Genomic DNA, 22,016 nt, shown 5'->3' on the forward strand with positions numbered 1-22,016 from the left:
ATCGCGCAGTCGCGTTACGCTAGAGGGTCGGGATTGTAGTCCAGCGCGCGGTTCCGGCGCGGTCTGCATGCAGCACGGGCGGGGATGCACACCGTCCGACGGACGATTGATGATCAGTACAATCGGGGCGCATCCCGAGCGGCGGAGGTGGCAGGTATGTTCGGTGTCTTTTCTTCATCCCCGGCGAGCGTGCTCGGCAATCCGGCCGAGCTGCGCCGTGTGCTGGCCGAAATAGCCGCTGCGCAGCCTGATCTGGCCATCAACGAACTGACCGGCTGGGTCGAATCGGTCAGCGAAGCCGCCAATATCGACATCGCGCATCACGTCAATCTGCTCTATCAGTTCGATTCCAGCGCCCAGCCCCACTTGCGAAAGCTCGACAGTGCTTACGTCGAGCAACCCGAAGGCAAGGATGTGGTGTGGCGCACCGGCCGCGATTTCTGGTCCATCCTGTCGTCCGCCTACGAATTCGCACTCGACCGCTACATGTCCGACCCGGCGCAGGCGTCGGTGCTCAGCGGTCTATCTCGTCTGGCCTCGCGCACCGTGCGGGCGTGCCGCCAGCGCTTCAAGTGGGACGTCTATCACAATGGTCCGGTCGATGCCGGGCTGTGGCAGGTGGCAGGGCAGGCTTACCTGCTCGCGCAGGCATCGGGTGCCGAGGTGCGCGAGGTGGTCAATGCCGCCGACGAAGCGGCGACGTCGGTCGAACGCGAGTATCTGCGCCTGATCGCCCTGCATGTGGCGGCACCGGAAGGTCTGGTGCCGGCCGGCGTGCGACTGGCCGAGCAGCTCACCAGTTATTTCGCGGCCCGGTTTTCGATGGCGTCCGCCGTCGAGCGCGGCACCACGCACTGGCTGGACTCCAATCAGCCTGCTCCGCCGCTGCGTCTGGTGCGCGCACCGCTGACCACCGACGGAATCCGCTACTTCTCCGGCATCGCAGCCGCAGATGCCGCACTCGCGATGGCTCGCAAGCTCGAAGCCGGCGAACGGCCGGATTCGCTGCACTTTGATGAAGAGCCGTCGCCGGAACAACTGGGTCGGCTGCTGCGCCACCTGTCGATCAACTGGGCGCTCGACCCGCCGACCCGGCAGTACCGCCGCCACACGCTGGGCGGTGCGCTCGCGGTCGCCAATGGCATCAAGCATCTGCACCACGTGCTGCGCGGCGCGCGCGACGAGGCGGTGATCTATCGCTGGGAAATGTCCGACGCCAGTCTGGGTGGCATCGGCGCAACGGCACCCACCGCCAGCGCCGAGTGGGTTCGCGTGGGCTCGCTGGTCGGCATGCAGCCGTCGGGCGGTGACAACTGGCTGGTCGGGGTCGTGCGCCGCTACATGCGAGGTCGCGACGCGCGCGGCACGGTCGGCATTGAAACGCTGTCGACCACGGCACGTCCGCTGGAGGTGTTTTCAGAGCGCAACAGCGGCGAAGCCGTTGCGCTGGATGACCCGATCACCGGCGCCGTCGTGCGCCTGGCGATCAACGGCACCGGCTATTCGGCCGAGTACCCGCTGCACGCCTCGATCAACGGGCGGCACGTCAGGCTTGATCCGGTCGAACTGATCGAGCGCGGCGCCAATTTCGATCTCGCCCGCTTCCGCGTCAGCGACTTCCGGTAGCGCGACTTTGTGCAGGGCGGGTGTTGGGCATCGCTGCGCTCACCCCAACCTACGGGGGATGGGCAACGTGATGGCCGGCGAGCGCCCTCGCTGCCGTAGGTTGGGGTGAGCGCCAGCGATGCCCAACAATCAGCATTCGCCCTCAGCGATCCGGCAGCAGGAATCCGGTCATCCGCGGAAGCTCTTTCGCGAAGCTCTGCAGGCTGTGATCGCCGCCGGCATGCACGACAAGGTTGGCGCCGCGAAGCTTCAGTACCGCCTGCCACCAGTCCAGTACCTCGTCGCCGGTTTCCNGCTGTGATCGCCGCCGGCATGCACGACAAGGTTGGCGCCGCGAAGCTTCAGTACCGCCTGCCACCAGTCCAGTACCTCGTCGCCGGTTTCCAGCAGCACCAGGTAGCGTTCCGGTTGCGTGATGGCCGCAACGTCCAGCTCCGCCAGCTGTTCGACATGTTCCTGCTCGAAGCGGAACACCTCGCCTGTATACATATGCTCATGTTCGCCGACGTAATCGCCGAGCGATTGCGGTGCGACCACGGCCGGGTTGATCAGCGCCGCGCGCAGGCCGTGCTTTTCCGCCAGATGCAGCGCATAGAAGCCGCCCAGCGACGAGCCGGCCAAAGCGACTTCATCGCGGGCGGCCAGCGCCGGGCACAGCACTGATTCGATCAGCGCGATCGCGTCCAGCGGCCCGGGCGGCAACTGTTCGCACCACAGGTCTCCGGCCCGACCCTGTCGTGCGAGGTGGGCGCGCAACTGCACGGCCTTGACCGACTGCGGGCCGGAGCGGAAACCGTGCAGATAGATCAGCTTCTGCATCAGTGATCCGCCCAGTCCACCCAGCCGCCGGCGGCCGTCAGCAGCACGATGATGCCGAAGACGATGCGGTACCAGGCGAACACCTCGAAGGTGTGGGTGGAGATGTAGCGCAGCAGCCAGCGCACGCTGAAGAAGGCGGCCAGGAAGGACGCCACGAAACCGGTCGCGAACACCGGCAGATCTTCGGCGCGCAGCAGCGCCCAGTTCTTGTACACGTCGTAGGCGGTGGCCGCGAACATGGTCGGAATGGCGAGGAAAAAGCTGAACTCGGTCGCCGCACGGCGAGACAGGCCGAAAATCAGGCCGCCCATGATGGTCGCACCGGAACGCGACACGCCGGGAAACATCGCCACGGACTGCGCGAAACCCACCTTGAGCGCGGCACGCCAGTCCATGTCTTCCACGGTTTCGTAGCGCGGCTGGTGATTGCGCCGCTCGATCAGCAGGATGAGCACGCCGCCGACGATCAGCGCGCCCGCTACGGTCAGCGGGTTGAACAGATAGGCCTTGATCACGCCGTGCAGCAGGAAGCCGAGTACCGCCGCGGGCATGAAGGCGATCAGCACCAGTATCACGAAGTGGTATGCCTGCGGGTCGCGCGCCAGCACGCCGCTGCCGACATCGATGAGCTTGCGCCGGTACTCCCAGCAGATCGCCAGTATCGCGGCCAGCTGGATGACGATCTTGAATACGCGACTGGTGTCGTCGGTATAACCCAGCAGGCTGCCTGCGATGATCAGGTGGCCGGTGCTGGAAATGGGCAGGAACTCGGTCAGACCTTCAATGATGCCGAGGATGAAGGCCTTGATCAGCAATGGATCCATGGAGTTTGCTGCACACGAAAGACCGGCGATTATAGGACGCTCGTCGTGACATGCCCGCGACACCGTGCGGTCTCATTTCCTGCCGGGCGGCGGTATTTCACCGGCCGCCTGTAAAATCCCGCCCCATGCCACGAAAAAGCGCTGCAGCCCGCACCCGCCCGAAGTCCGCGGCCACGCCCGAGAGAGCGGTGCTGACCAGCGTTCGGCCAGCTGCCCTGCGCACGGCCGAACCCGCGCTTCCGCCGTTGGCCATCGGCATCGCGGTGTCGATCCTCGTGCATGGCTTCGTGCTGGCGATCAATTTCGCGCCCGACCTCAAGCCGAAGCAGAAGGCGGTCGATCAGCCGCTGGAAGTCGTGCTGGTCAATGCGCGTGGCAAGCAGAAGCCGGTCGATCCGCAGGCGCTTGCACAGGCCAGTCTCGATGGCGGCGGCAATACCGATCAGGACCGCCGTGCAAAAACTCCGCTTCCGGCCAGCAAGCGCGACCAGACCGGCGATCAGCTGGTCAGCACGCAGAGCCGCGTGCAGGAACTCGAAGCGCTGCAGCAGAAGCTGCTGGCCGAGGCGCAGGCAAAGACGGCAGTCCGGGAAGAGGAACGTCGGGTCGAACAGCCGGAACCGACGCCGCAGGCCGTACCGTTGCCCCGCGGCGCCGACCTCGCGGCGCGCGCCATGGCGATGGCGCGGCTCGAGGCAGAAATTGCGCGCAATGTGGATGACTACAACAAGCGTCCGCGCAAGAAATTCGTCGGCGCACGCACGCAGGAATACCGCTTCGCGCAGTACATCGAGGACTGGCGGCAGAAGGTCGAGCGCATCGGCAACCTGAATTACCCGAGCGCGGCGCGCGGCCGCATCTACGGCAACCTCACGTTGACGGTCGAGATCCGGTCCGACGGCGAAATCGAACAGATCTACGTCAGCCGCTCGTCCGGTCAGCCGCTGCTCGACGAGGCCGCGCAGCGCATCGTGCGCATGGCCGCACCTTATGCGCCCTTCTCGCCGGATATCAAGCGCGACTTCGAAATCCTGTCCATCACCCGTACCTGGAGCTTCACCCAGGGCGACCAGCTTGAAGCACGCTAGACCGATGCCTGATCGTTACGCCGTGGTGGGTCATCCCATTTCGCACAGCAAATCACCCGCCATCCACGCCGCCTTCGCCGCGCAGACCGGTCAGGACATGCGTTACGAGGCGCTGCTGGCGCCGCTGGAAGGTTTCGCCGCCACGGTCGGGCAATTTCGCGCCGAGGGCGGGCGCGGCATGAACATCACCGTGCCGTTCAAGGAAGAGGCCTGGCGGCTGGCGGATCGCCTGACCGAAAGGGCGCGGCTGGCCGGCGCGGTCAACACTTTCGTGTTCGATCAGCACGTGCTGGGCGACAACACCGACGGTGCCGGGCTGGTGCGTGACCTCGAGTGGCTCGGTGGCCGGCTCGACGGCGCGCGCGTGCTGCTGCTCGGTGCCGGCGGCGCTGCGCGTGGCGTCGTGCTGCCGTTGCTCGATGCAGGTGTGGCGCGTCTGTTCATCGCCAACCGCACCGCCGACAAGGCGCGTGGTCTCGAAACACATTTCGCCGGGCACGACAGTCGCGCCGCGCTGGCCGCCGGGGGCTGGCAGGATGCCGCCGATGCGCCGTACGACATCGTGATCAACGCCACCAGCGCCAGTCTGAGTGACCAGGCGCCGCCGCTGCCGGACGGGTTGTATGCACCGGGCAGTCTGGCGTACGACATGGTCTATGGCCGCGGCCTGACCGCCTTTCTGAAACAGGCGCGCGCGCAGGGCGCCGACACGCTGGCCGACGGTCTGGGCATGCTGGTCGAGCAGGCCGCCGAAGCGTTCGAGCTGTGGCGTGGCGTACGGCCGGACACGGCGCCGGTGCGCGACATGCTGCGCGCGGCAACGCCGCCGCTAGCCTGAGCGTTGCCCCCGCCATGCGTCGCCTCCTGCGCCTGCTGAAATGGCTGCTCGCCGCTGCAGTGCTGCTGGCGCTGGCCTACCAGCTGTGGATCTTCGGTCACCTGCTGTGGTGGACGAAATTCAATCCGGACGAAACCCGCTTCATGTCGCTGCGCCTGTCCGAAATGCGCGAGCGTCAGCCGGACGCACAGCTGCGCAGGCAGTGGGTGCCCTACGAGCGTATTTCGGTGCACCTGAAACGCGCCGTGATTGCGGCCGAGGACGACGGCTTCGTCGATCACGAAGGCTTCGACTGGGAAGGCATCCAGAAAGCGATGGAAAAGAACCGCAAGAAGGGCCGTGCGGTGGCCGGCGGCTCGACCATCAGCCAACAGCTGGCGAAGAACCTGTTTCTCAGCCCGAGCCGCAGCTATCTGCGCAAGGCGCAGGAGGCGGCCATCACCTTCATGATGGAGGCCGTGATGGACAAGCGGCGCATCCTCGAAATCTATCTGAATGTGGTGGAGTGGGGCGACGGCATCTTCGGCGCCGAAGCGGCCGCGCAGCGCTACTACCGCGTGCCGGCGGCGAAGCTCGGGCCGGATCAGGCGGCGCGGCTGGCCGTCATGCTGCCCAACCCGCGCAAGTACGAAAAGACCTTCGGCCCGCGCCTGGCCGCGCATGCGGCCAGCGTGGCGGCGCGCATGCACTACTCGCAGTTACCGTGATTGCTTGAGTATCAAAATTTAACGGATTTTTTCTCATTCCTTTGTACGATTTTTTCTTACAAAAGAACTTGATAGCCTTCAAAATTTGGCTGTCCCGGACCCGTCCGCGGTCCGCAGGGAGAGAAAAATGAAGTTCAGACCCAAGTTGATGATGGTCTTGTTCGAGCTTGCGTTCGGCGCGACCCTCTGCGCGCGTCCGGCGTACGCCAATCCGTCCGGCGCCGCCGTTACAGCCGGTGCGGCCAGCTTCGCACAGCCGGCACCCAACGTGCTGCAGGTGACCAATGCGCCGGGCACCGTCATCAACTGGCAGCACTTCTCGATCGCCCAGGGTGAAATCACGAGGTTCGTGCAGCAGTCGGCGCAGAGCGCGGTGCTGAACCGGGTGGTCGGCGGCAATCTGTCCGAAATCATGGGCACGCTGCAGTCGAACGGCCAGGTCTTCCTCGTAAATCCCGCGGGTATCGTGATCGGCCCGAATGCGGTGATCGACACCAATGGCTTCGTTGCCTCGACGCTGGCCATCAGTGACGCCGATTTCATCAATCAGCGACTGCGCTTTTCGGCCGGTCTGGCGGCCGGGGACATCCGCAACGAAGGGGTGATTCGTACGGCAGCGGGCGGTCGTGTTGCGCTGATCGCACCACACATCGAGAACACCGGCCTGATCGATGCACCGAACGGCGACATCGTGCTGGCCGCAGGCCAGGCGGTCACGCTGTCGGATGCCACACTGGGCGGCATCAGCTTCGAACTGCAGGCGCCGAACGACAGCGTGGTCAATCTGGGCACGCTGAGCGCAGACGGCGGCGCGGTGAAAGTGTTCGCCGGCACGCTCAGGCAGGGCGGGCAAGTCAGGGCGGACCGCCTCGCGCTCGGCGATGACGGACAGATCATGCTCGTTGCCGCGAACAAGGTCGAGGTCGAAGCGGGCGCGACGGTGTCGGCGGCCGGCCGTGACGGTCAGGACGGCGGGCGCATCGTGGTCGACGCGGGCGCTGGCGAAGCGCGCATCGCGGGCAGTCTGTCAGCCGCCTCCGACGGCGGCGAAGGCGGTGCGGTCGATGTATTCGCCGACCGTGTGCTGCTGGCGGCGGGAGCGATGGTCGATGTGTCCGGCGACACGGCGGGCGGCGAAGCGCGCATCGGGGGCGACTATCAGGGCGCCAACGAGGCGGTGCGCAATGCCAGTGCGACCACCATCGAAGAAGGCGTCCGCATCGCGGCCGACGCCCTTGAGTCGGGCGACGGCGGACGCGTCATCGTGTGGGCCGACCGGCTGACCCGTTACGCTGGTGAACTGAGTGCGCGCGGCGGCGCCCATGGCGGTGACGGCGGTTTTGCCGAGATTTCCGGCAAGGAAGTGCTGCAGTTCGCCGACGCGGCAAAGGTGGACCTGTCGGCGCCACTGGGTGTCACCGGCAAGCTGCTGCTGGATCCGCGCGACATCTTGATCGCCAGCAATGGCGGTCAGGTGATCGAGGCGGTGGACGAACTGTGCGACTTCTCGGCCGAGTGCAGCGAGGGCTGGCGCGACCTGGGCGACAATGCGGTCACCATCAGGGCGTCGACGCTGGCGGCCCTGAATGCCAATGTCACCCTGCAGGCCGGCTCCAGCATATTCGTGCTGGAGGACGTCGCGCTGACGGCGCCGGGTGCCAGCCTGACGCTGATGGCTGCGCTTGATGACAGCATCGATCAGGATGACTACGACGAGGGCATGATCTGGCAGTCGGGCCGCATCTCGACCAATGGCGGTGACGTTACGCTCAGCGCGCTGCGTGTCCACAGTGCCGCCGCCATCGATACCGGTGGGGGTGATCTGCGCATGGGCTACCTGGAAAATGGTGGACTGGGCGCCTCCGATGCCATCTTCACCAGCGGTGCGGTCGCCACCTCGGGCGGCGCGATCACGCTGAACGCAGGGCACGTCCTCGTTGGTGCCGCACTGGGCGCGGGCGGCGGCGATGTGACGCTCAGTGCCTCTGCGCTGACCACGAGTTCGACCCTGTCCACCGGCGGTGGCGACCTGATGGTCGGTCGTCTGGAAGGCGATTCGCTGGGGCAGGCCTCAACGGCGTATTTCGGCGCCAGCGTATCGACCGCGGGTGGCGACGTCAGCGTCAGCGCTTCGTCCTACGTCTCGGCCAGCTATGGCATCAACGCCGGCAGCGGTCGGGTCCAGCTCACGAGCAGCAACGGGACGGTGTCCGCGACCGGCCTGCGTGCCGGATCGGCGACCCTCGATGGCCGTTACGGCGTCAGTGCGAGCGTGGTGGTCGAACAGCGGGTCGACGCGACGGCCCCGCAGGGCTACATCACGCTGAGCAATTCCAGCAGCGATGCGCTGCTCAACGTGGGGACCCTCAACAGCGGCAATGGCGTGACGCTCTATGGTTCGGCCGGCGTGCGTCAGGCCGAGGCCGGCAGCATTGCGGCGCCCAGCGTATCGGTCACCGCGTTCAACGGCACGATAGCCACCGCGTCCGCCCCGCTGGTGGTCAATGCGTCCAGTGTGTCGCTCAATCTGAGCGGCGCCGCTTTCGTCACCTTTACGCCTTCGTCGCTGAATTCCCTGGCATTGCAGGGTTCGGCGGCTGCGCTGGCGGCTTCAAGCTTCAACTACGGGGGACTTGCCCTGTCTCTGGTTCGCGACGATGCGGCGCTGAATGTCGGGCTGGGGGCGACCACCCTGTCCTCGCTGTCCCTCGACGTGAGCGACAGCGACCTGACCGTGGCCGCCATCGATACGCCGGCCACCGCGCTGGCATTCGACGCTTCGGGCAGCATCGTGTTCGCCGGTCCGGTCGTTGCGGCCTCGCTGAACGCCGATGCCGGAAACATGCTGACGGCCGGTGCCGTCACGGTGTCCGGTGCCGCGGCATTCGAAGCTTCGGACAGCATCCTGCTCGGCGGATCGGTCATCGCCGCTTCGCTGCGCGCGAATGCCGGTGGCTCCCTGCTCATGACCGATGCCACGGTTTCCGGCGTGCTGGATCTGGACACGGGCAGCGGGCTGACCGCGGGTCGCCTGGCAGCCGGATCGATCGCGATCAATACCAGCGGTGACCTTCTGTTCGATCACCTGTCCAGCTCCGGCGATCTCGACGTCTATGCCAGCGGACATATCGATACCAGTGCCGATCGCGTGGGCTACGACATCGAGATCGGCACGGCCAGCTCGGTCTATCTGTCGGCGGGTGCGGGCCTGGGTACCCTCTCCTCTCTGGAGATCGATGCCTCGCGCGCGACCTACACCAATCTGATCGGCTCATCGGGCATAGGCACCCGCGACGAAGCGCTGCGGGTCAATGCAACCAGCTGGCTGTACCTCAGTTCGTATGGCGATGTGAACGTCAGGGTGGGGCGCACCGATTCGGGCGACTTTGCAGCCAGTGCCATCTGGGGTCTGGACATCGACGCCTGGGGCTTCCAGCCCTCCCGTATGGTCCGTGTCGATGCGGCAAACGTCAGCGTCGATCTGGCCGATGCGGGAAGCGGGGTACTGTCAGGGACGGTCTCTTCCTTCGGATCCCTGGGTAACCTGGATTACTTCTGGCTCGAGTCGGAAACCAGCCTGGCGCTGACGACCGACCTGGATGTCGGAGGCAGTGCAGACTTCCGCTCCTGGAGCGGCAGCGTGGTGCTGTTGGGACAGTTGCTCAGCGCTCAAGGCGACATTTCGGTCAATGCGGCGGGCTATGCCGATGTGCTCACCGCACTTTCGTCGAACTATGGCAACATCACCGTTTCAGGGAGCAGCGGCGTTCATGTCGGGGCTGCACTCAGCACCACACACGGCAGCGTCAACCTGTCTTCCGGTGGCAATATCGCGTTCGAGTCGGGTGCCAATATCGGCGCAGACGGCGTGTCGATCAGCGGCGTCGATATCGGCATGTCGGGTTCGGCGGCCGTCATTTCGTCGAGCGGGCCGGTATCGCTCCAGGGCCGCCACATCCTTGCCATCGTCGATGGCACATATGCGCTGTCGGTCAGCAGTTACGGCGAATTCGAGGTGGACGTCGATTCCGTATTGCTGGACAGCCTGAGCCTGACGCTTCTTTCCGGCGCCGTCGGCCGTATCCACGATGCGAACGATTTCGATGTCGTCCGTTATTTCGGCGCGTCGGGCGGCGAGATGAACCTCAGACTCGAAGCGCCACAGCCCCTTTCCTTCTTCGTGACCGAGCATGGCAGCGGCGCGCTCGTCGTCAATGCCGACACCCAGGGCGGATCGTTCGAACTGGGGAAATACTGGGGTGATGTGAAGGTGGATCGCATTGCCACCGGCCTTGACCTGTCGCACGCCGGCTCGGTGGAGATCCGCGCCGAATCCGGCTCCATTTACGCTTACGACAGTTTCAACGGCGGCGAGATCGACCTCGGCTTCGACGATGGCAACTCGGGCAGGGCCTACGACAGTTCGGCCCATGTCGCGCTGTATGCATACAACGGCAGCGTGGGCAGCGACAGTGGTGCCTATGGTGGCGACCTGACGGTGGATGGCGCGGCCGACTACCTTGACATCGCGGTGCGCGACGCGCTGAACCTTCGCTCCACTCACGATGGCGACCTGAAACTCACGCTGAGCGCGACCGGCAGCGGTGGTGTCAATTTCAGTCACCAGACGTCCGGCCTGTCCATCGCACGCGACAGCCAGGCCGCGACCGTCGTGCTGCAGGGGGTGTCGTCCGGATTGCGCGACTTCGACCTGGCGGTCGTCAATGGTTCCCTGCGGGTGGTGGACGACGTATCGGCCGGCGTGCTCAGGCTGTCGGCCAGTTCCGATCTCGACATCGAAGCGAAGGCGCAGGCGCTGACTGTCGCCGCCACAGCCTCCATGTCGCTTTCGGCCGGCGGTGCGCTCAGGATTTCCGGCGGCTCCGTGGATGCCGCCTCGGTGAATGTGACCAGCGGTTCAGCCATGAATGTGGACGCCGACGGGCAGTTCATCGTGTGGGGCGGCGACGCGCAGGGTGCGACCGCGGATCTGGTGGCCGGCGGCGACATGAACATCGACGCCGGCTCGCTGGCCGTACTTGGCGGCAGCGGACAAGGCGCCACGGCAAAGCTCGCAGCCGGCGGCAATATGGTTGTCGAAACCGGTTCGATGACGGTGCGGGGTGGCAGCGGAACGGGTGCGAGTGCAGACATGGTCGCCACCGCCAACATGACCCTCTATACCGGTGCGATGGAGGTGTCGGGCGGCAGTGGCGAGGGTGCCACCGCCTTCGTGCGTGCCGATTCGCAGCACATGAATGCGGGCGACGTATTGATCCAGGCTGGCAGCGGGTCGGGCGCGCATGCGGGCATCGCGTCGGCGGGCTGCCTGCTGTCCTCGTCCAGTTGTTACAACTGGTATGGCGGGTACTACGGCTACAACGCCCAGTATCTGTATGCATCGTCCTTGCGCATTCTGGGCAGTACGGCAGCCAACGCCTTTGTCGTGAATGGCATGGTGCTCGACCCCGGTGGCTATTTCGTGGCGTCGGGTGGCCAGCGGGGGCAGGAGCTTCATTCCTTTGGCGACATCGTCATCACCGGCGGTCATGGCGCGCTGAACTGGCATGAGAGCGGCATCAAGAACATGAGCTCCGAATATCAATATGTGTCGGCCAATGGTGCGCTGGACATTTCCAGCCTGACCGACGCGGTGCACATCGACGGCGATACGGCGGAAGTCGGCATACGCAATGAAGGTGGCAGTGGCCAGTCGGTCGACGTGGGCTCGATCAGCATCCTCAATCAGGCGCAGAATGGCTATGTCGCGGTGGCGATTGACAACCTGAGCGGTGCTTTCCAGAGCGTTTCGGCCGACACCTCGATATCGGTGGTCAATGCGTCCGCCAGCGGTCTGGCCGGCATCACGCAGCGAGCTTCGGGCAGTTTCCAGTCGATCGGAATCGGGGGCTACGGCAATGGCGGAACGCTGACCGTCAATGCCTCCGGCGGCGGACAGGCCACGGTGTTCTCGCAAGGCGACCAGGACATCGATCTCGAGCCTTACTATTACTCCGAGTATGGCGACGGTTACTACTGGGGTTCAGATTTTTCCAACCTGCTGAACGGAACGAGCCACGGTACGGTGATGGTTGGCGGGGTGTCCAGCCTGGGTCAGTCAGGCATTGTTTCGCTGGGCGATCAGCAGGCGTTGTTCGCCGGTCGGATCAGCGTGATCGGTGGTGCGAACGAATCGGCGTCATCGGTGATTTCCTCGGCCGGTCTGCAGGAGCTGGAAGCCTGGGAGTTCGACCCGGAAACGCATGCCATCGGTGGCAGTCTGCTGATCGGAGATGCCGCATCGTCGGGCTCGTCGTCGCTCATTGCCGGCTCGCAGCACATTCTGGCGGGATCTGTACAGGTGAGCGGCGGCGCCTCGACCGCGGCGTTGGCGCGCATCGAGGCGGTCAGCGAACTGCTTCTGAGTACCATCGGCGGCGGCATCGTGGTGCAGGCGGGCAGTCTGGGCTCGGCCAAGATTGACCCGCCGGAGGTGTCCATCGTATCGACGGGTGGCCTGGAATCCATTGCCGGAGGGCCTGGCACTTCCGCCAGCATCGTCGGTGGCGACTCGCTGACGGTGGCCGCGCTGGGCGGCAATACGGTACTGACCGGTGCGTCGGGTGCCACGACCGGCATTGATTCCGGTGGCGTGCTGAACGTCATTTCCGCCGGTGATGTCGTGGTGAACGCGAATGGCGGCGACGCCGCCTTCTCTGCCGTGAGCGGAGGCTCGGTGCGTGTCGGTGCGGGCACCTGCACAAGCTGTTCCAGCGCGTTCCGTGGAGGCAGTTTCGCTTTCGGCGGGCTGCGCGGAACCGGGCTTGTCCCGCCCCCCATTGTGGTCGAGCTCGATGGCGAAGAAGCTGCAAACGTGGCGGTGGCCGATCTGCTGGCGCTTATTTCCGACCGGCAGGACCGTGGTCTTTTCGACGACGATCTGGCTGAACTGAACACATTGACCACTGCTTCGGGTGAAGATCCGGGCAAGCGCAAGGTAGGAGCCTGCAGATGACTTCCTTCACGCACGGGATGCGGAAACCGTTTTCTGTCACCCGTCTCGCATGCCTTGGTGCTCTGCTGCTGCTGGGTGCCCTGGCCTTGCCCGCGTTTGCCGACGTGGGAGAGGTTGTTCACGCCCAGGGGATCACGACGGCGCAGAAGCCGGGCGCGCCGGCGCGTTTCATCACCAAGGGTGACGTCATCTCGGAAGGCGACGTGCTGACCACCAGTGGCCGCGGTTACGCTGTGATCGGCATGAAGGACGGCGCGCGAATGACCTTGCGACCGGACACCGTTTTCGCGATCGACAGCTACGCCCATGATCGTGGGGAGGAGAACGCCGTGATGCGATTGCTGCGCGGCGGCTTTCGGGCGGTGACCGGCCTGATCGGCAAGCGAAACCCCGGGGGCGTGCGTATCCAGGCTGCCGGGGCGACGATAGGCATACGCGGAACCGAGTTCGACGCGCGCATCTGTGGCGCCGAATGCAAGCAGGAAGCCTCGGAGCGCAATACGGGCGGTCAGGACGACAGGGTCATCGTGGCGCGTGTCGTGCAGATGGAAGGGACGGCATCGGCAGGCGTACCGGGACAGGGCGAGCGTGCGCTGGCGGTCGGTGCGCCACTGTATGAGGGCGAGACGGTGCGTACACGCGACCGATCCCAGGCCGTGATCGGTTTCCGCGACCAGTCAAGGATCTCCCTGAATGCCGTCAGTGCCCTGCAGATCGAGCAGTACAGTCACCGGGTGGCCGGCCGCGAGGATTCCGCGGTGCTCCGTCTGTTGCGCGGCGGACTGCGCGCCTTCACCGGCCTCATCGGCAAGACGCAGCCACGCAACGTTCGATTCACCACTTCGGTGGCCACGATAGGCATACGCGGAACCGGCATGGATCTGTCCTGCCAGGGCAGTTGCGCGGAAGAGCCCGGAGAGGCGCCGCCGCCCGACGGCGACGGCCTGGCCATCCACACCTGGGACGGTACTGTGGTGTTTCTGCGTGGCGAAGAGGAACTGCCGGTCGAGATCGGGCAGTCAGCGCTGATCGACCGCAGCGGCCAGCTCAAACCCTATCTGTCGCTGCCCGAATTCCTGCGTGCTTTCTCGTCGCCCCGCCCGGACAAGGTCGACGTGAACTGGCAGGAACTGTTCGGAGTCGATGCGACGGGCGACGAACCCGCGCTCTACATCACCGTCCGTGATGGCAAAGTCATCCTGAGCGCCGTGCAGTCGGTCGAACTGAATCCGGGTGATTCGGCGCAATTGCTCGAAGGCAGTTCCATCCCGCAACGGCTGTCAAGTATTCCGGCCATCCTGCGCAACGACCCTTTCCCGTCTCCGTCACGCTTCGACGAGCGCAGTTCGCGCGTGCAGACCCTGTTCGGAACGCAGACCGGACGTCCCGGACAGGCCATCTGCGAAATGCAGTGAGCACCCGGACAGCCCCAACCCTGGAAACCACCGCGCATCCATGAAATACGCACTCCGCCTGACAGCCGCCCTCATCTCATTGGCGCTGTGTTCCACCGCTCCGGCCCAGGAGCCGACGATCGATGTGCAGCGCTTTGAAATCGAGGGCGACAACCCGCTCGGCGCCGAGCGGACGGCCACCATCCTGTCGGCCCACACCGGCCCGGCTCGCACACTCAATCAGCTCGAAGACGCGGCGCTCGCGCTGGAAAAGGCGCTGCAGGCGGAAGGCCTGCCTTTTCACCGGGTGCTGATTCCCGCACAGAAGCCCGCGCAAGGCGCGGTTGTGCTGCAGATCGTTCATTTCACGCTGTCTGAAGTCGAGATCGACGGCAACGAGCATTTCAGCAACGAGAACATCCGACGCAGCCTCCCTGCGCTGGTCGAAGGACGCGCGCCGGATCTGCGAGCCATCGGTCGCGATCTGACGGCGGCCAATTCGCATCCATCGAAAAACGTACAGCTCACTTTCCGAGAAGGGCGGGCTCCGGATACGCTGGCTGCCGGCCTCAAGGTGCGCGACGTCGATCCGATCGCGATCTTCAGTTCGCTGAACTTCCATCGCCGGATCGAAGACCACGACAACCGTGACAGTACGTACCGGTTCGCCCTCGGCATCCAGCATTCCAACCTGTTTGATCGCGACCATGTCGCGACGCTCAGTTACACCACGGACCTGAGGCCGGGCAGGGTGAGCGAGACCACGCTGCTCGGGGCTTTCTACCAGATGCCTCTCCTCGGTTCCGGGCGCAGCGTGTCGGCCTATTACACCTATTCGGATGTGAGCAGCGGCCGTGTGCAGCAAGGCGGGTCGTCGGTCGATGTCGCCGGCTCCGGCGAGTTCTGGGGCCTGCGCGTGACACAGGCCTTGCCGCGTATCGATGTGTTGCAGCAGTCGCTCAGCGCGGCCATCGATTTCAAGCATTTCGACAACAAGACCACGCTCTCCAACCTCGGCGTCGTTCAGCCGCTGGGCAGCGACACCGGCAGCCGCCCGCTGTCCTTGCGCTATGTGCTGCGCGCCGACATCGAGCCGATGTCCATTGGCGGCAGCATCGAATATGCATGGAACACCGGGGGCGGTATCGGAAATGATCGCGCTGCCTACCTGCGCGATGGCAATGATTTCCACTGGGACGCGTGGCGTGCCACGCTCGATTTCAGCCGTCTCGTGGCCAACTGGACGGTAATGGCGAGAGCCCGTGGCCAGTGGTCGGGCGATCCACTGATTTCGGGCGAACAGTTCGGCCTGGGCGGCACCGGTTCAGTGCGAGGCTTCCGTGACCGCGAGGTTTCGGGCGAGCGTGGCTACCAGGTCACGCTTGAGGCCATCGGCCCGGGCATTTCACAGTACGGACTGCAACCGGTGCTGTTCATGGACTTCGGTTCCATCTACCTGCGTCCGCGCAACAACGATCCGGCGCAGGTCAGCGCGCGGGAGGGCATGCTCAGTGCCGGTGTCGGCCTGCGCTGGAACTGGCAGCGCAAGCTGGATCTGTCACTCGATCTGGCTCACGTGTTCGACGGGCGGCGCGACGTTCCCAACCAGATCACGGCGAGCACGCAGGCGGGCGACAGCCGCCTGCATCTGGGGCTGTTCTATCGCTTCTGAACCGGCTCTTCAGCGTGGCGGCCGCACCGCCGATTTCGGCCGGAACGCCTTGACCACGCGCTCATCGGTTTCAATATAGGGGCCGCCGATCAGGTCCAGGCAGTAAGGTACGGCGGCAAAGATGCCCGGCACGAGCTGGGCACCGTCTGCGTCCTTCACGCCTTCGAGTGTCTCCTTGATCGACTTGGGCTGACCCGGCAGATTGAGGATGAGCGTCCTGCCGCGGATGGCGCCGGTCTGGCGTGACAGGATGGCGGTCGGCACGAAGCGCAGGCTGATCTGGCGCATCTGTTCGCCGAAGCCGGGCATCAACTTGTGCGCCACCGCCGCGGTGGCATCCGGCGTCACGTCGCGCGGCGCCGGGCCGGTGCCGCCGGTGGTCAGCACCAGATCGCAGCCCGCGCTGTCGCACAGTTCGATCAGCGTCGCCTCGATCACCGGCTGTTCGTCCGGAATCAGCCGGGTTTCGAAGGTGACCGGCGTCTTCAGCGCGGCCGACAGCCAGTCCTGCAGCGCCGGAATGCCCTGGTCCTGATAGACGCCGGACGAGGCGCGGTCGGACACCGATACCAGACCGACGGTCAGCAGATCGTCATCCTTGTTCATCGTCGTGTTCATCCTCTGCGGTTTCGGTAGCGTCCGGCGTGCCGGCACGGTCGAGCTGGCGCAGCACGCGGAAGATTTCGCGGAACGCGCGCGGCGGCTTGTCCAGCTCGGTTTCGCGCAGCGCGTTGCGGCGCAGCGTGCGCAGTTGGGTCAGGTCGGCGTCCGGCCACTGCGCGGCGATGTCGCCCAGCACCTGTTCGTCTGCGATCAGCCGCTCGCGCATGCGTTCCAGCATCTGTTCGCGTGCGACGGCGCGGGCGGACACGCCGCGTATCGCGTCCAGCGCCTCGACCAGCGGTGCGGTATCGATGGTGCGCATCACCTTGCCGACATACTGCATCTGCCGGCGCAGGCCTTCACGGCTGCGCGTGCGGCGCGTTTCCTCGATCGCGCGGCGCAGGTTGTCCGGCAGGTCGATGCGCTTCAACTGCGTGTCGGACAGCGCGACCAGTTGCTCGCCGATGTCCTGCAGCGCATGCGAGTCGCGCTTTTTCTGACTCTTGCTCGGGCCGTCGTACTGCGGCTCGTCGTCGGGGTCGTCGTGGGTCGATATGGATTTCGGGCGCATGGGGCGGGGCGAAGCTTGGCAAGCGGCTATTATTGCAGCTTTGCCGCAGCCCGCTCGTACAACGCCCTTGCGTGGCGCGCCGGCTGCGGATTCCCCACCGGATTTCACTGCGAGATAGGCCCCCATGTCCCGACAGGGTTTCAGCTATACCGATGACAGCCTGCGCGACATTGCGCAGGATCTGCTGGACCACGCGCGCGCCGGCGGCGCCACTGCCGCCGAGGTCGATGTGTCCGAAGGCTTCGGCCAGTCGGTCACGGTGCGCCGTGGCGAGGTCGAAACGATCGAATACAACCGCGACAAGGGCATCGGCGTCACCGTCTATGTCGGCCAGCGCAAGGGTTACGCCAGTTCGAGCGACTTTTCGCGCGACGCGCTGCGCGCCTCGGTTGACGCGGCGCTGTCGATCGCCCGCTTCACCGCCGAAGACGATTGTGCCGGCCTGCCGGACAAATCCCTGCTGGCGACCGAATTCCGCGATCTCGACCTGTACCACCCGTGGGAGCTGCCGGTTGAACAGGCGATCGAAATCGCCAGACGCTGCGAAGACGCCGCCTTCGCCACCTCGCCGGACGTCCGCAATTCGGAAGGCGGATCGGTGTCGGCTCAGCAGTCGCAGTTCATTTCGGCCAACAGCCTCGGCTTCATGGCGGGCTATTCGAGTTCGCGCCAGTACATCACCTGTTCGGTCATCGCGGGCGAAGGCGACGCCATGCAGCGCGAAGACTGGTACGCCAGCCAGCGCTCGGCGGCCGATCTGCCGTCACCCGAAGCCATCGGCCGCTATGCCGCGGAGCGGGCGCTGGCGCGGCTGGGCGCACGGCGCGTCAAGACCACGCGGGTGCCGGTGCTGTTCGAGGCGCCGCTGGCCATCGGCCTGATCGGCCATTTCGTGCAGGCGGCCAGCGGAGGTTCGCTGTACCGCAAGTCGTCCTTCCTGCTCGACAGCCTGGGCAAGCAGATCTTCTCGCCGCTGATCAGTATTTCCGAACGGCCGCACCTGCCGCGCGCCATGGGTTCCGGCATGTTCGACGACGACGGCGTCGCGACACGGGACCGCGCAATCGTGCAGGACGGCGTGCTCAACGGCTACTTCCTGAGCACCTACTCGGCGCGCAAGCTGGGCATGCAGACCACCGGCAATGCCGGCGGCTCGCACAACCTCATCGTGAAGCCGGGCACGCGCAGCCTGGTAGACATGATCGGCTCGATCAAACGCGGCCTGCTGGTGACCGAATTGCTGGGTCACGGCGTCAATTATGTGACCGGCGACTATTCGCGCGGTGCCGCCGGCTACTGGATCGAGAACGGCCAGCTCGCCTATCCGGTGCAGGAGATCACCATCGCCGGCAATCTGCGCGACATGTACATGGGCATCAAGGAAGTCGGCGCGGACACGCTGGTGCGCGGCTCGAAGCAGTGCGGCTCGATCCTGATCGACCGCATGAGGATAGCCGGCACGTGAGCGCGCGCGGGCGGCGCACCTTCCTGCAGGCGGCGCCCGCCGCGCTGCTGGCCGCGCCGGCCGTGGTGGGGGCGCAGCCGGCGATCCGCTGGCGGCTGGCGTCGAGCTTTCCGAAGGGGCTGGATGCGCTGTTTCCTGCTGCCGAACAGGTGGCGCAGCAGGTGAGTGCGGCGACCGGCGGCCGCTTCCAGATCCAGGTGTTCTCCGCCAACGAACTGGTACCGCCGTTCGGCGTGCTCGACGCGGTACGCGAAGGCACGGTCGAGTGCGGTCACTCCGCTTCCTATTACTACATCGGCAAGGACCCGACCTTCGCCTTCGACTGTGCCATGCCGTTCGGCCTGAACAGTCGCCAGCAGAGCGCGTGGTTGCTGGATGGCGGCGGCATGGCGCTGATGCGCGAGCTGTTCGCCGGCTACAACATCGTCAATTTCCCGTGCGGCAACACCGGCGCGCAGATGGGCGGCTGGTTCCGGCGCGAAATCCGCACCGTGGCCGATCTGAAGGGCCTGAAGATGCGCGTGGGCGGGCTGGCCGGTCAGGTCGTGACCCGTCTGGGCGTGGTGCCGCAGCAGATTCCGGGCTCCGACGTGTATCCGGCGCTGGAAAAGGGCGCCATCGACGCCGCCGAATGGGTCGGGCCGTACGACGACCTGAAGCTCGGTTTCTACAAGGTGGCGCCCTATTACTACTACCCGGGCTGGGCCGAAGCCGGGCCGCAGCTGTCGATCTACGTGAACCGAGCGGCGCATGACGCGCTGCCGGCCGACTACCGCCACATCCTCGAAGCCGCCTGCGCAGCCGCACACATCGGCATGCAGGCACGCTACGACGCGCGCAATCCGGCCGCCATGAAGAAGTTGATCGAGGGCGGCGCCCGGTTGCGCATGTTCTCGCGCGACATCCTGCTCGCCTGCCAGAAGGAAACCTTCGCGCTGTACCGCGAACTTGCGGCGTCCAGTCCGGGCTTTCGCAAGGTGTTCGAACCGTGGAACCGCTTCCGTTCCGAACAGCATCTGTGGACGCGGATTTCCGAAAATTCGGTCGATGCGTTCGCCGGACGGCATCCGGTCGAGTAGCGGGCGGGCGTCAGGTTCCGGCTTGCGCGATGCCGTCACCACATGACAAGACCGCTTGCGCGGCCTTGTCATGTCCAGCAGGTTCAGCGAAGGTGCTTACAGCCCAGCATCCGCCCGTAGCGCGGCGGCCTTGTCGATCGCTTCCCAAGTGAATTCCGGCTCGTCGCGGCCGAAGTGGCCGTAGGCGGCAGTCTTCTGGTAGATCGGACGCAGCAGATCGAGCATCTGCACGATGCCCTTCGGACGCAGGTCGAAATGCCGGTTCACCAGTTCGGTCAGCTTTTCGTTCGAGATTTTGCCGGTACCGAAGGTGTCGACCATGATCGAGGTCGGCTGGGCGACGCCGATGGCGTAGCTCACCTGCACCAGCGCCTTCGATGCGAGGCCGGCGGCGACGATGTTCTTCGCCACATAGCGGGCGGCGTAGGCGGCCGAGCGGTCGACCTTCGACGGGTCCTTGCCGGAGAATGCGCCGCCGCCGTGCGGTGCGGCACCGCCGTAGGTGTCGACGATGATCTTGCGCCCGGTCAGGCCGCAGTCGCCCTGCGGGCCGCCGATGACGAAGCGGCCGGTCGGGTTGACCAGATACTTGATTTCACCCTTGACCAGTTCCGGTGGCAGCACCGGCTTGATGATGTCCTCGATCACCGCTTCGCGGATCGCTTCGAGCGACATGTCCGGCGCGTGCTGGGTAGACAGCACGACGGTGTCGATGCGCTCCGGCTTGCCGTCGACGTAGTGGATGGTGACCTGGCTCTTGGCGTCCGGGCGCAGCCAGGGCAGGCGGCCATCCTTGCGCAGATGGGCCTGGCGCTCGACCAGACGATGCGACAGGTGGATGGCCAGCGGCATCAACACCGGCGTTTCGTCGCAGGCGTAGCCGAACATCAGGCCCTGGTCGCCGGCACCCTGGTTCAGGTAATCGTCGCTGGCGCGGTCCACGCCCTGGGCGATGTCCGGGCTCTGCTTGTCGTAGGCCACCAGCACGGCGCAGCCCTTGTAGTCGATGCCGTATTCGGTGTTGTCGTAGCCGATGCGCTTGAGCGTGTCGCGCGTGACGTGGATGTAATCGACGTTGGCCGTGGTGGTGATTTCGCCCGCGAGCACGACGAGCCCGGTGTTGCACAGCGTTTCCGCGGCGACACGGGCGGTCGGGTCCTGCGCGAGGATGGCGTCGAGAATGGCATCCGACACCTGGTCGGACACCTTGTCCGGGTGGCCTTCTGAAACCGATTCCGACGTGAATAGATACTCTGACATGCGCCTGCTCCTTTTTAATCATCCCTGTGCTGGTTCGTCGAACCAGCCCCGGGAAGCGAGCAGGCGACGCTTTAGCAGTATTTTTAATCCGCCCTGCAAGTTGTCTCGTTTAACTCGGCGGAAGCATTAGTCTACCGTGTCCCGTTGTTTCCGTGCGCCACGCATTTCTCGATGTCTGCAGTTGTTCACACCATGGCAAGCCGGATTGCCGGCGCTGTCTTCGGTCTGTTGTCACGCTGTTCGCTGCGCGTCCTGCAGACGGCAGGCGCGTTCGCCGGGCGTCGGATGCATGCTTGGTCGCGCAAGTTCCGCCGCGAATTCGATGCCAATCTGAAACGTGCCGTGCCCGATGCCGATGCCGCGCTGATCGATGCCGCCGCCGCCAGCGCCGGGCGCGTAGTGTTCGAACTGCCCTGGGTGTGGATGCGGCCGCGCGAGGAGGTGCTGGCGCGGGTGACAGCCGTCAGCGGTTGGGAGAATGTCGAGGCGCTGCACGCCAAGGGGCGCGGCGTGGTGCTGCTGACGCCGCATATGGGCGCTTTCGAGGTGGCGGCGCAACTGATCGGCTCGCGCCTGCCGATCACCGTGCTTTATCGCGAGCCACGCCAGGCCTGGCTGGGCCCGCTGATGGCACGTGGGCGAGACGGCGGCGGCGTGTCGCTGGCCGCGGCCGACGGCGGCGGCGTGCGCCGGCTGCTGCGTACGCTGCGTGACGGCGGACTGGTCGGCATCCTGCCCGATCAGGTGCCGGCAAATGGCGAAGGTGTGTGGGCGGATTTCTTCGGCCGTCCGGCCTACACGATGACGCTGGCGGCGCGCCTGACCGAGCATGCCGAAGGCCCGCTGATGGTGTTCGCCGAGCGGTTGCCTGACGGGCAGGGCTTCCACCTGCACTTCCTGCCGCCCGAGGTGCCGGTCACCGGCGACACGCGGGCGCGCGTCGAGGCGATCAACCGCAGCGTCGAGGCACTGGTGCGCCGCTATCCCGACCAGTACATCTGGGGTTACAAGCGCTACAAGTGCCCGCCCGGCGTGCAGCGGCCCGCGCTGTAGAA

16 protein-coding genes are annotated in these 22,016 nt (G+C 65.5%); 10 read left to right on the forward strand and 6 right to left on the reverse strand.

What is annotated here, in order from left to right; genetic code table 11:
• Positions 1-156: 156 nt before the first annotated feature.
• Positions 157-1,626 (forward strand): hypothetical protein, encoded by a 1,470-nt coding sequence (locus tag NMQ14_RS06020; RefSeq protein ID WP_257094368.1) that lies wholly within the window; start codon positions 157-159, stop codon positions 1,624-1,626.
• Positions 1,627-1,768: 142 nt separating this feature from the next.
• Here the strand turns inward: NMQ14_RS06020 and NMQ14_RS06025 are convergent, their stop codons facing one another.
• The 3 genes from NMQ14_RS06025 to NMQ14_RS06035 form a co-directional block, all read right to left on the reverse strand.
• Positions 1,769-1,900 (reverse strand): hypothetical protein, encoded by a 132-nt coding sequence (locus NMQ14_RS06025; protein WP_257094524.1) that lies wholly within the window; start codon positions 1,898-1,900, stop codon positions 1,769-1,771.
• Positions 1,876-2,445, reverse strand: a complete 570-nt coding sequence (locus NMQ14_RS06030; RefSeq protein WP_257094369.1) for a YqiA/YcfP family alpha/beta fold hydrolase — start codon at positions 2,443-2,445, stop codon at positions 1,876-1,878. The genes NMQ14_RS06025 and NMQ14_RS06030 overlap by 25 nt, the downstream gene beginning before the upstream one ends.
• The gene (locus NMQ14_RS06035; protein ID WP_257094371.1) at positions 2,445-3,269 is read right to left on the reverse strand and encodes an undecaprenyl-diphosphate phosphatase; all 825 of its coding nucleotides are present in this window, start codon (positions 3,267-3,269) and stop codon (positions 2,445-2,447) included. The genes NMQ14_RS06030 and NMQ14_RS06035 overlap by 1 nt, the downstream gene beginning before the upstream one ends.
• 188 nt (positions 3,270-3,457) lie before the next feature.
• On the opposite strand from NMQ14_RS06035, the gene NMQ14_RS06040 reads away from it, so the two are divergent.
• The 6 genes from NMQ14_RS06040 (at position 3,458) to NMQ14_RS06065 (ending at position 15,983) form a co-directional block, all read left to right on the forward strand.
• Positions 3,458-4,357: an energy transducer TonB gene (locus NMQ14_RS06040; protein ID WP_257094373.1), complete on the forward strand. Its 900-nt coding sequence runs from the start codon at positions 3,458-3,460 to the stop codon at positions 4,355-4,357.
• A gap of 4 nt (positions 4,358-4,361) precedes the next feature.
• Positions 4,362-5,195: a shikimate dehydrogenase gene (aroE, locus tag NMQ14_RS06045; RefSeq protein WP_257094375.1), complete on the forward strand. Its 834-nt coding sequence runs from the start codon at positions 4,362-4,364 to the stop codon at positions 5,193-5,195.
• Between the two features lie 14 nt (positions 5,196-5,209).
• Positions 5,210-5,902: a monofunctional biosynthetic peptidoglycan transglycosylase gene (gene mtgA / locus NMQ14_RS06050; protein ID WP_257094377.1), complete on the forward strand. Its 693-nt coding sequence runs from the start codon at positions 5,210-5,212 to the stop codon at positions 5,900-5,902.
• A 127-nt stretch (positions 5,903-6,029) separates the two neighbouring features.
• Positions 6,030-12,917, forward strand: coding sequence for a filamentous hemagglutinin N-terminal domain-containing protein (locus tag NMQ14_RS06055; protein WP_257094379.1), 6,888 nt, complete (start codon positions 6,030-6,032; stop codon positions 12,915-12,917).
• Positions 12,914-14,332, forward strand: coding sequence for a FecR family protein (locus NMQ14_RS06060; RefSeq protein ID WP_257094381.1), 1,419 nt, complete (start codon positions 12,914-12,916; stop codon positions 14,330-14,332). The genes NMQ14_RS06055 and NMQ14_RS06060 overlap by 4 nt, the downstream gene beginning before the upstream one ends.
• 40 nt (positions 14,333-14,372) lie before the next feature.
• The gene (locus NMQ14_RS06065; RefSeq protein WP_257094383.1) at positions 14,373-15,983 is read left to right on the forward strand and encodes a ShlB/FhaC/HecB family hemolysin secretion/activation protein; all 1,611 of its coding nucleotides are present in this window, start codon (positions 14,373-14,375) and stop codon (positions 15,981-15,983) included.
• A gap of 9 nt (positions 15,984-15,992) precedes the next feature.
• On the opposite strand, the gene mog is transcribed toward NMQ14_RS06065, so the two are convergent.
• Both mog and yjgA read right to left on the reverse strand, forming a co-directional pair.
• Positions 15,993-16,589: a molybdopterin adenylyltransferase gene (mog, locus tag NMQ14_RS06070; protein WP_257094385.1), complete on the reverse strand. Its 597-nt coding sequence runs from the start codon at positions 16,587-16,589 to the stop codon at positions 15,993-15,995.
• A complete protein-coding gene (yjgA, locus tag NMQ14_RS06075) occupies positions 16,576-17,157 on the reverse strand; it encodes a ribosome biogenesis factor YjgA (protein WP_257094386.1) in 582 nt (193 codons plus the stop codon). The genes mog and yjgA overlap by 14 nt, the downstream gene beginning before the upstream one ends.
• Positions 17,158-17,281: 124 nt before the next feature.
• Here yjgA and pmbA point away from each other — a divergent pair, with 124 nt between their 5' ends.
• A complete protein-coding gene (pmbA, locus tag NMQ14_RS06080; RefSeq protein WP_257094388.1) occupies positions 17,282-18,622 on the forward strand; it encodes a metalloprotease PmbA in 1,341 nt (446 codons plus the stop codon).
• Positions 18,619-19,701, forward strand: coding sequence for a TRAP transporter substrate-binding protein (locus tag NMQ14_RS06085; RefSeq protein ID WP_257094390.1), 1,083 nt, complete (start codon positions 18,619-18,621; stop codon positions 19,699-19,701). Before pmbA ends, NMQ14_RS06085 begins: the two co-directional genes overlap by 4 nt.
• Before the next feature lie 96 nt (positions 19,702-19,797).
• Here the strand turns inward: NMQ14_RS06085 and metK are convergent, their stop codons facing one another.
• A complete protein-coding gene (gene metK, locus NMQ14_RS06090; RefSeq protein WP_257094392.1) occupies positions 19,798-20,961 on the reverse strand; it encodes a methionine adenosyltransferase in 1,164 nt (387 codons plus the stop codon).
• Positions 20,962-21,132: 171 nt separating this feature from the next.
• On the opposite strand from metK, the gene NMQ14_RS06095 reads away from it, so the two are divergent.
• Positions 21,133-22,014: a lysophospholipid acyltransferase family protein gene (locus NMQ14_RS06095; protein ID WP_257094394.1), complete on the forward strand. Its 882-nt coding sequence runs from the start codon at positions 21,133-21,135 to the stop codon at positions 22,012-22,014.
• The last annotated feature ends 2 nt before the right edge of the window (positions 22,015-22,016 follow it).

The organism is Methyloversatilis sp. XJ19-13 (assembly GCF_024580155.1).
Taxonomy (GTDB): domain Bacteria; phylum Pseudomonadota; class Gammaproteobacteria; order Burkholderiales; family Rhodocyclaceae; genus Methyloversatilis.